This window comes from Ornithinimicrobium sp. (assembly GCF_030537745.1).
Taxonomy (GTDB): domain Bacteria; phylum Actinomycetota; class Actinomycetes; order Actinomycetales; family Dermatophilaceae; genus Ornithinicoccus.
The window spans coordinates 25,293-33,267 of the sequence record NZ_JAUNVI010000034.1; the positions used below are offsets into that span (position 1 = coordinate 25,293).

General features: G+C 66.7%; 7 protein-coding genes. 2 read left to right on the top strand and 5 right to left on the bottom strand.

The window, feature by feature from the left end:
- Position 1 precedes the first annotated feature (1 nt).
- The 3 genes from Q4P07_RS08795 to Q4P07_RS08805 form a co-directional block, all read right to left on the bottom strand.
- Positions 2–898, bottom strand: a complete 897-nt coding sequence (locus Q4P07_RS08795; RefSeq protein ID WP_303374538.1) for a carbohydrate ABC transporter permease — start codon at positions 896–898, stop codon at positions 2–4.
- On the bottom strand, positions 898–1,839 hold the full coding sequence (locus Q4P07_RS08800; RefSeq protein WP_303374539.1) for a carbohydrate ABC transporter permease: 942 nt from the start codon (positions 1,837–1,839) through the stop codon (positions 898–900). Before Q4P07_RS08800 ends, Q4P07_RS08795 begins: the two co-directional genes overlap by 1 nt.
- A gap of 75 nt (positions 1,840–1,914) precedes the next feature.
- Positions 1,915–3,231, bottom strand: coding sequence for an ABC transporter substrate-binding protein (locus Q4P07_RS08805; protein ID WP_303374540.1), 1,317 nt, complete (start codon positions 3,229–3,231; stop codon positions 1,915–1,917).
- Positions 3,232–3,357: 126 nt separating this feature from the next.
- Here Q4P07_RS08805 and Q4P07_RS08810 point away from each other — a divergent pair, with 126 nt between their 5' ends.
- The gene (locus Q4P07_RS08810) at positions 3,358–4,191 is read left to right on the top strand and encodes a L,D-transpeptidase family protein (protein ID WP_303374541.1); all 834 of its coding nucleotides are present in this window, start codon (positions 3,358–3,360) and stop codon (positions 4,189–4,191) included.
- A 50-nt stretch (positions 4,192–4,241) separates the two neighbouring features.
- Here Q4P07_RS08810 and Q4P07_RS08815 read toward each other — a convergent pair whose 3' ends face one another.
- Both Q4P07_RS08815 and Q4P07_RS08820 read right to left on the bottom strand, forming a co-directional pair.
- Positions 4,242–5,606, bottom strand: coding sequence for a short-chain fatty acid transporter (locus tag Q4P07_RS08815; protein WP_303374542.1), 1,365 nt, complete (start codon positions 5,604–5,606; stop codon positions 4,242–4,244).
- Positions 5,607–5,714: 108 nt separating this feature from the next.
- Positions 5,715–6,905: an acyl-CoA dehydrogenase family protein gene (locus Q4P07_RS08820; RefSeq protein WP_303374543.1), complete on the bottom strand. Its 1,191-nt coding sequence runs from the start codon at positions 6,903–6,905 to the stop codon at positions 5,715–5,717.
- A gap of 72 nt (positions 6,906–6,977) precedes the next feature.
- On the opposite strand from Q4P07_RS08820, the gene ppk2 reads away from it, so the two are divergent.
- Positions 6,978–7,823, top strand: a complete 846-nt coding sequence (ppk2, locus tag Q4P07_RS08825) for a polyphosphate kinase 2 (protein ID WP_303374544.1) — start codon at positions 6,978–6,980, stop codon at positions 7,821–7,823.
- Positions 7,824–7,975: the final 152 nt, after the last annotated feature.

Here is a 7,975-nt window from a genome sequence, read left to right on the forward strand (position 1 = left end):
GCTATTCGCTGATCCCGCTCCGTTCCACCCCTTGGACGATCCATCGCTGGAGCACTAAGAACATCAGCAGCAGCGGCAGGATGGCGATGAGCGCCGCCATGAAGAGCTGGCTGATCTGCGCCGACTGGGCGGTGAGGAAGGAGGACAGCGCCACCTGCACGGTCCAGCTCTCCTGCGATCGTCCAATCACCAGCGGCCAGAGGAAGGCATTCCAGCTGCCGATGAAGGTGATCGTGCCGATCGCCGCCGCGAAGCCGCCGCTGTTAGGCACCACCACCCGCCAGAAGGTGCCCCACCAGGACAGCCCGTCCAGGGCGGCTGCTTCCTCGAGCTCCTTGGGGAAGGACAGGAAGAACTGCCGGAACAGGAACGTGGCGAGAGCCTGGAAGAGCCCGGGGATGATGAGTCCGCGCAGGGTCGAGATCCACCCCAACGTGGAGACCAGCACAAAGCTGGGCACGAAGGTCACCGCCGCCGGGATCAGCAGGGTGACGGTGATGATCCAGAACACCACGCCGGACCAGCGGTAGGGGATCCGTGCCAGGCCATAGCCAGCCATGCCGGAGAGGACCAGCACGCCGACGGTCTGGGTGACCGCGATGAAGAGTGAGTTCCACAGGGCTCTGCCCATGGGGACCGTGCGGCTCTCCAAGACGCTCTGCAGGTTGCCCCACTCCCAGGTCGGCGGCAGCCAGTGCCAGCCTGGGGCGACCAGGTCCACCTCAGCGGTGAGCGCGTTGCGAAAGAGCAGGTAGAAGGGCAGCAGGAAGAGGAGGGCGCCCAGGATCAAGATCACCCAGCGGAGCACGACGCTGGCCTTGGAGTCGTTGCCGCGCACGGGCGCGGTCCGCACCTTCGGTGCCCGCCCGCGGCGTCGCGTCGGGGTTGCGATCGTCATCAGTCCTTCTCCCTCAGCCGCAGGACCCGTGTCTGCGCCAGCGCGATCGCCGCGATGATGACTGTGAGGATCACCGCGCCGGCTGTGCCGTGACCGAAGTCCTGACCCGAACCGAGCGCGACGTAGTAGAGGTAGACCAGCGGCGGTCGCGCGTACGGCGGGTAGGTCCCAAAGCTGGACAGGATGTTGTAGAACTCGTCGAACGCCTGAAAGGCGTTGATGAGCAGGAGGAGCAGGACGGCCGTCGATGTCGGCAGCAACTGGGGCCAGGTGATGTGCCGGAAGACCTGGAACCCCGCGGCGCCGTCGATGGCGGCCGCCTCATACAGCGTCGGCGAGATCCGGGTCAGCGCCGCCAGGAACAGGATCATGTAGAACCCGATCTGCAGCCAGAGCCGAGCGCTGACGATGACCAGCCAGTACCACGGCGGGTCGGTCAGCGACAGCCACGGGATCGGCGCTGCCCCGAAGAGATCTCGCACCGCGTTGGCCACGCCCGACCGGACGCCGGAGAAGATCGACATCTTCCACACCAGGGCAGCCACGACATACGAGCAGGCTGTCGGCAGGAAGAACACCGAGCGGAAGAACGCCTGCATGAAGGTCGTCCGCGCCACCAGCACTGCGGTCCCCAGCGAGAGCACGAAGGTCGTGGGGACGATGAAGACCGCGAACGCGACGAACGTGCCCAGCGAGTCCCGGAAGGCCGGGTCACTGAGCATGTCCGTGTAGTTGCGCCAGCCCACGAACTTGGTCGGCGTGACCGTGTTGTAGGCCTCGAAGAAGGAGAGGTAGATGCTCCAGAAGATCGGCACATAGATGAAGACGACCAGCCCGAGCAGGAACGGGCCGACGAACACCCAGAACCAGATGTTGACGTCATACCGCCCGCGCAGCCGCTGCCCGAGAGTGCGCTCAGCTGCCGGCGCGCGGGTGGTCATGATCGGAGGCGGTGTGGTCAGCTTGCCGGGGTTGCGCAGTCAGTGTCATGGGGGGGTATGTCGAGCACGCGCCGGTCAGGCGGTGACGCGCTCCAGCTCGGCCTCGACGATCGGCTTGAGCTTGTCCAGCTCTTGCTGCGGGTCCGACCCGTCCTTGACGACGCGGCTCATCAGATCGCCCCAGGCAGTGGCCGACTTCGGCGTCCACAGCATCGGGGTCTGGGCGTGGCCGTACTTCGCGGCTGCGTCGGCCGCGTCCCGGGCGGGGCCCTTGGCCAGGACCTCTGCCTGCGGGACCAGGCTCAGGCGGGCCGGGATGTGGAAGCCGTAAGAGGTGGCGAAGTCGAGCTGGTGGGCGGTCTGGTCGACCCAGAGCCACTTGGCGAACGCCGTGGCCGCGTCGACGTCGGCAGACTTCGCCGAGACGCAGGAGCCGTAGGAACCGACCGGCACCGACGGTGCACCGCCGGTCATCGCGGGCCACGGGATGGCGCCGAAGTCGTCACCGAGAGCGTCCTGGATCGAGGGGAAGGTCCACAGCCCGGTCCACTGCATCGCGGCCTGGCCGGAGGTGAAGGCCGCCGCGTCGAACCAGTCCTTCGGTGCACCGAGCAGCACGGACTTGTCCTGCCACAGCGTGCGCAGCACAGCCAGCGCCTCTGCGGCCCGGGGGTCGTCGAAGCCGACCTGGTCGCCGTCCAGGTAGTCCAGCCCCGCTGCCCACAGCATGGAGCCGCCCATGAGGCCAGCGCCTCCGTCGTTGCCGAGGAACAGCCCGAACTGATCACCCGTGGTGAGCTCCTTGGCGGCCGCGACGAGGTCATCGATCGACTCCGGGGCTGCGATGCCTGCCTTGTCCAGGATGCTCTTGCGGTAGACGAGGATCTGCATGTCAACGACCTGCGGGATACCCCAGATCTTGCCGTCGTAGGTCATCCGCTCGATGAGCGACGGGGTGAAGTCGGAGAGGGTGTCGCCGAAGACGTCGGTCAGGTCGACGACCTGCCCGCCCTTGATCATGTCGATCGTGGGGCCGTTGCCGTACTCGAAGACGTCCGGGCCAGCATCGGTCAGCAGCGAGGCCGCCGTCGACTGGTCGTAGTCACCAGGCTTCCAGGAGACTTTTACGTCTGCGCCGGGATAGCCCGCGGCATAGCCCTCGACCGCTTCCTGGGTGCCCTCTTCACCGTACTGGTGGTACCACTGCGCCAGGCTCGGCTTCGCGCCGCCGCCCGAGGTCCCTGCAGCCGCGTCGCTGGTAGGAGTGGCCTCGCGGCCGGTGTTGCCCCCGCAGGCAGCCAGCACCGCGCTGAGGGCGGTGCCGCCACCCAGCGCGAGCATGCTGCGGCGCGAGAGACGAGAGGAAGGCAGAGAGGGCAGGGGCGAGGTCATGAGAATCAGCCTAGCCCCGGCGACAAGGTCACGAATCGGCAACACTGGTGTGTCACGGGGGACATCTGGGCCGTGCGGTGGCGTCTACTGGGTGTTCAGGTGTTCGCTGCGAGAGGGGATGGGACGATGCGCCTCGAGCGTTTTGCGCCGGCAGCCGTGGCTGCCCACCGCGCTCTGGCTGGCCGCATGCTTCCGCGTCGCACCATCGTCCGAGGGGGTCTCGGACTGGTGATGGGTGCGGTCGTGGGTGGGCTGGAGGACGACCTTGACGCCTACACGGTGAAGGAGCCAGCCCCAGAACCAGCCCCGGAGCCGACCCCAGAACCAGAGCCGCCGGTGGCGGCACCCGAGCCTCCACCCCCTCCGACCGAGTTCCAGCGGGGGGACGGAGGGGAGGGGGTATGGGCCCTGCAGGACAAGCTCAATGCCCAGGGCTACTGGTGCGGGGCGCCGGATGGCGGCTTCGGTCACCTGACCCAGCAGGCCGTCTACGCCGTGCAGAAGGCCAACGGGCTCTACCGCGACGCCATCGCCGGGCCGATGACCCTGGGTGCGCTTGATCGCGGCTTGCGACCCGCCCCCGTCGCGGGAGGGGATCACATCGAAGTGCTCCTGGGCCTGCAGTTGCTGCTGGTCGTGCGCGCAGGATCGACCTCGATGATCTTCAACACCTCGACCGGCAACGGGGAGCCCTATGAGTACCAGGGCGGCGACTACGTCGCCCATACCCCCACGGGTGACTTCTCAGTCTGGTATGTCGATGGCTCAGGGTGGCGCGACGGTGAGCTTGGCGAGCTCTACCGGCCGATGTTCTACGACGGCAACTTCGCCATCCATGGCTCCGCCTCGATCCCACCCTGGCCCGCGTCGCACGGCTGCGCGCGGATCTCGACCGCGGCGATGGACATGTTCTGGGCCAGCGGTCTGCTGGCGATGGGTGGCCGCGTCATCGTGGCTTGAGTGCGCATGGGGCGAGACCTCCTCGGCATCGGGGCGGGGCCACTTCCGGCTCACAAGGAGACGATGACCAACGTCCCTGCCAGCACGACGCCGGACACGAGGAGCGTCACGGTCGTGTAGCCGAGGATGTCGCGCATCTTCAGGCCGGCGATGGCCAGGACGGGCAGCGCCCAGAACGGCTGGATCATGTTGGTCCACTGATCTCCGTAGGACAGGGCCATGACCGCGATCGAGGGGTCGACCCCGAGCTTGTCAGCCACGTCGAGCAGCAGCGGCCCCTGGACGGCGAACTGTCCGCCGCCAGAGGGGACGAAGAGGTTGACCAACCCGGCCGAGAGGAACGCCAGCACCCCGAAGGTGGTGGGCGTGGCGATCGAGACGAAGGCGTCCGAGAGCACCAGGATCAGACCGGTGTTGGCCATGATGCCCATGATCCCGGCGTAGAGGGGGAACTGCAGGAGGATCTCGCCGACGTTGGAGGCGGCCTTGGAGGTCAGGTCGAGAAGCTCGAAAGGGCTGCGCACCATGAGCAGGATCAACGCGAGGAAGGACCAGTTGACGATGTCCAGGGTCAGGCCGCCGCCATCGCTGAAGTGCAGGAAGAGGTAGGCCACCAGCATCAGACCCACCAGGAGCGTCGGGATGCGGCTGGCATCCACCCGGTCCGCAGGGGTCTGCACCTGGTAGACGGCTTCCTTCTCCTCCTCCACTTCGGCGGTGAACTCGACGATCTTTTCCCCAGACCGCGGAGCGACGAGCATCATCGCGCCGACGACCGCCAGGACGGTCACGATCGCCGCGATGATATTCCACGTCGAGAAGGTCGTCTCCATGACTGACAGGGGGGTGCCGAGGTACTCGGACACGAAGGAGTCCGGGGTTGCTGCGGTCAGGGGAGCCGAGCCCGAATAGCCCATGTGCCACACCACGTAGCCCGAGTAGCCGGAGGCCACCAGGAGCGGGAAGTGCAACTTCAGGCCCCGTTTGCGTCCCTGCTTGGCCACTTGGATAGCAAGCAGCGCGCCGACGACCAGGCCCAGGCCCCAGGTGATGAGCGAGGCGAGGGCGGCGACGAGACAGACCAGCCCGTAGGCGGCCACGGGCGTCCTGGGCACGGAGGCCAGGGCGCGCAGTCCTTTTTGGACGGGGCGGGTGCTGGCCAAGATGAAGCCGAGCAAGAGGATCAGGCACATCTGCGTGATGAACGCGAGCAGGCCCGAGAGGCCTTCACCCCACGTCGTGACAACTTCTACCGGGCCGGCGTCGGTCAGCACCAGGGCCAGCAGCGCCACCACGAAGGTGAGCACGATGGCGAAGACGAGGGCCGAGGGGATGAAGCGCTCGACCAGGACGTTGATCGGTCGCATCGCCTTGGAGATCGGATTCGGGCGCTCGGGCGCGCGCGTCTGGGTCATGGGCGGGCAGCCTTCTCTCAGAAGTGGGTTAGTGGACTAGCCATCTGATGGAGCTGCCTCATTGTTGGCCACGCCTGCGAGGGTGTCAACACCTCTCCAGGGTCGTCCTCAGCGATACGCGGCCTGCCTGGTCAACGCTTGGCCGATGACGAGCATGTGCATCTCCTCGGTGCCCTCGTAGGTGAGGACGGACTCCAGATTGTTGGCGTGGCGCATCACGGGGTACTCCGCAGAGATGCCGTTGGCGCCCAGGATGGTGCGCGCGGTGCGGCAGATCGCGATGGCCTTGGAGACGTTGTTGAGCTTGCCCACGCTGACCTGATCGGGTCGCAGGCCCTGCCGGTCCTTGAGCCGGCCCAGGTGCAGGGCGAGGAGGGTGCCGTTGGTCAGCTCGCCGTGCATCTGCGCGAGCTTGGCCTGGGTCAACTGGAAGCCACCGATCGGACGACCGAACTGCTCACGCGATGTCGAGTAGTCCAGGGCGGCGGAGAACGCCGACCGGGCTGCGCCCATTGAGCCCCAGATGATCCCGAAGCGTGCCTCGGACAGGCAGGACAACGGACCCTTGAGGCCGGTGACCTCGGGCAGCACCGCGTCGGCGGGCAGACGCACGCCCTCCAGGACCACCTCACTGGTGACCGAGGCCCGCAGCGACATCTTGTGCCGGATCTCGGTCGCCGAGAAACCGGGCGCATCGGTCGGGACGACGAATCCTCGGATCGTGCTGCGTCCATCTTCTTCCGTGCGTGCCCAGATGACCGCGACGTCAGCGATCGACCCGTTGGTGATCCACATCTTGGTGCCGTCCAGGACCCAGTCGCCGCCGTCCCTGTGGGCTCGGGTGCGCATGGACGCCGGGTCGGAGCCGTGATCGGGCTCGGTCAGCCCGAAGCAGCCGATCGCCTCGCCGGCCGCCATCAACGGCAGCCATTCCTGCTTCTGCTCCTCACTGCCGAACGCCCAGATCGCATACATCGCCAGCGATCCCTGCACCGACACCAGCGACCGGATCCCCGAATCGGCGGCCTCCAGCTCAAGGCAGGCCAACCCGTAGTCGACCGCGCTCATCCCTGCGCAGCCGTAGCCCTCCAGATGCATCCCGAGCAGCCCCAGCTCACCGAAGCGGAGCGCGAGGTCGCGGGCACCGGGCAGCTCTCCTGCCTCATACCAGTGCGCCACGTGGGGCAGCACCGCCTCCTCGCAGAGCTGCCGCACCGTGCTGCGCACGGCCAACTCCTCGTCGGTGAGGACGGAGTCGATGTCCAGGAGGTCCAGAGGGCGCGCGGCAGAAGGGCTCATGCGCCCATTCTGTCCCGTCGTCCTTGGTGCTGCTGGCCGCCCGCGTGGTCGGGTAGTGGCACCATGAACGCTATGGCCTCGAAGTCGAACAGGATGCCCAAGGACCTTTATGAGATCGAGTTGTTGCGGCTGCAGGCCGAACTCGTGCAGATGCAGGAATGGATACGGTCCGAGGGTCAGCGGCTGGTAGTCATTTTCGAAGGGCGAGACGCGGCCGGCAAGGGGGGTGCGATCAAGAGGGTCACCGAGTATCTCAGTCCTCGCGTCGCCCAGGTCGTGGCGCTGCCGGAGCCCACGGAGCGGCAACGCACGCAGTGGTATTTCCAGCGGTACATCGAGCATCTACCGGCCGCCGGGGAGATCCGGTTGTTCGACCGTTCCTGGTACAACCGGGCGGGTGTCGAGCGGGTCATGAAGTACTGCACCACGCAAGAGCACCGGCGATTCCTGCAGCAGTGCCCGATCTTCGAACGGATGCTGATGGAAGACGGCATCATGCTGCGCAAGTACTGGTTCTCGGTCTCCGACGCCGAGCAGGAGAGGCGGTTCGCGTCGCGGATCACCGACCCGATGCGACGGTGGAAGTTGTCGTCCACCGACCTGGAATCGCTGACCAAGTGGGAAGAGTATTCGCGAGCCAAGGACGAGATGTTCGTGCACACCGACACCGAAGAGTCACGCTGGAATGTGGTCGAGTCCGAGGACAAGAAGCGGGCCCGGATCAACATGATCGCGCACCTGCTCAACTCAGTGCCCTACCGGCACGTCAAGCGACCGGAGCTGAAACTGCCGCCGCGTCCACCCTCGACCGGCTATCAGCGCACCGACCGAGCGCTGCAGTATGAGGTCCCCGACCACGCTGGTGAGTTGATGAAGAAGGGCGACCATCGCTTCGTCTACCAGGATCCCGAGGGCTGAGCGCTCACGTGGTGAGGACGTCACTCGACGCCTATGTCGCAGGCCAGTTGCGTGCCCTCGGAGCGATGCCCGCGGCAGAATCGGCGGACAGGCGTGCGGCTCCCGATCCTGGTCGCGTGTCCTCGGCCCAGCTGCGGGACCTCTTTGACGCC